Here is a 1,768-nt window from a genome sequence, read left to right as displayed (position 1 = left end):
TGTTTCTTCAAGGACGTGTGGTTGACATGTGAACGCCGCACGGGTCCGCCAGGGGGTGCATCACCACCACTCGGGTGACTCCGATGGGTGATAATCCGTCAACACTCAGTAATTGGCCCACGCCGCGCCGACCCCTGGCAGTACGCATACGATCCACGCAGGCCGGCATTTCGCAGAATGGGCACGCCACGCCCATCCGCCCCATCGCCCGGGAGATCCTGCGCACCGGAACGGCACCGGCGTTCCCGCCGATCACGGCCGGACGGGCCGCCCCCGCGAAATCCGCCCGACCGAACGGCCGGTGGCCTCCCCGCGCCCAATCCGGCGGCCGGGAAGGACGCCGACGGATCGTCCCGCACACCCGGAGGCCGTCCCCTCGGCCGGCCGCCCGGCGCCGCGCCGCACGGAAAGCGGGACGCCGGGCCCGGCCGGGCGGTGCCGACCGTCCGTGCGGGCCCGACGGGTGATGTTCGCGCGGGTCGGCGTCCGCCCGGTCCGGTCTCCGGGCAGGCCCTGCCGATACTGCGGGACATGAACCTCTCCCGCCGGATGTCCTTGCTGCGCCTCGCCGCGGTCACCGCGCTCCTCGCCCTCGGCACACCGGTCACCACCGCCGGCGCGGCGGTGAGTGACGGCGGCCACCATCGGCCCTGTGTCGGCTCCGCCCTGCCCGCCGGCGGCCCGGCGCTCGACGTCCTGCGGATCGCCGAGCAGGCCAAGACCGAGATGGACCTCAAGTCGGTGATCCTGCGGGTCACCGTCGACGGCCGCGAGGTCATCACCAGCGCGCTCGGCGAGTCGATGACGGGCGTCCCGGCCGAGCCCGACATGCACTTCCGCAACGGCAACGTGGCGATCAGCTACATGGGCACGGCGCTCCTGCGGCTGGTCGACGAGGGCACGGTCGGCCTCGACGACACCGTCGGACGCTGGCTGCCCGACCTGCCGCACGACCTCGGCGACCGGATCACCCTGCGCATGCTCGGCGCCTCCACCAGCGGTCTCGTCGACTACGTCACCACCCCCGAGTTCGGCCCCACCGTCTACGCGAACCCGTTCCGCCAGTGGACGCCCGAGGAGCTGGTGGGCATCTCGACGAGCCGGGACCTGTGGTACGACCCGGGGACCAACTGGAGCTACTCGCACGCCAACTTCGTCCTCCTCGGGGCCGCCCTGGAGAAGATCACCGGGACCCGGCTGGACGTCCTGCTCCGGCAGAAGGTCACCGGTCCGCTCGGGCTGCGCGAGACCCGCAACAGCTTCACGCCCGACATCCCGACCCCCGTCCTGCACGCCTTCACCGCTGAACGCGGGACGTACGAGGAGTCCACCTTCTGGAACCCCTCGTGGACCACGGCACCCGGTGCGGTGGAGACCACCGACATCTGCGACCTGGCGCGCGGGGCCGTCGGCATCGGCTCGGGCGAGCTGCTCTCCCCGTCCGCCTACCGGGAGCTGCTCGACCCGGGCACGGTGGGCCTCGGCCACCCGACCGACAAGTGCCCGGCGAGGTTCTGCCTACCCAACACCGAGGCGACCCACTACGGCATGGGCGTGGTCATCCTCGACGACTGGATCTCCCAGCACCCGCTGTTCTTCGGCTACTCCGCCTCGCAGGACTACCTCCCCTGCGAGCACCTGGCCATCGCCGTGTCCACCACCAACGGCCCGAACCTCTTCGACCAGCTGGTGCTCTGAGCCGGGCCGCGGGGCGGTTGGCCTCCGGACCTTTGCCGTGGTCAAATCTTGAGTTGCTGAAGCACTCCGC

General features: G+C 71.3%; 1 protein-coding gene. It reads left to right on the top strand.

Going from position 1 to position 1,768, the window contains the following annotated elements; genetic code table 11:
* Positions 1-531: 531 nt before the first annotated feature.
* Positions 532-1,698, top strand: coding sequence for a serine hydrolase domain-containing protein (locus ABZ885_RS40555; protein WP_360200137.1), 1,167 nt, complete (start codon positions 532-534; stop codon positions 1,696-1,698).
* Positions 1,699-1,768: the final 70 nt, after the last annotated feature.

Origin of the sequence: Kitasatospora sp. NPDC047058 (assembly GCF_040643935.1) — a bacterium.
In the GTDB taxonomy this organism is placed as follows: domain Bacteria; phylum Actinomycetota; class Actinomycetes; order Streptomycetales; family Streptomycetaceae; genus Kitasatospora.
Note: the sequence above shows the minus strand (reverse complement) of the source record. Positions and strands in the feature narration are given on the sequence as shown.

Excerpts from the sequence above, each read along its gene's own strand:
- ABZ885_RS40555 (WP_360200137.1), top strand. The coding sequence starts at position 532 with ATGAACCTCTCCCGCCGGATGTCCTTGCTGCGCCTCGCCGCGGTCACC.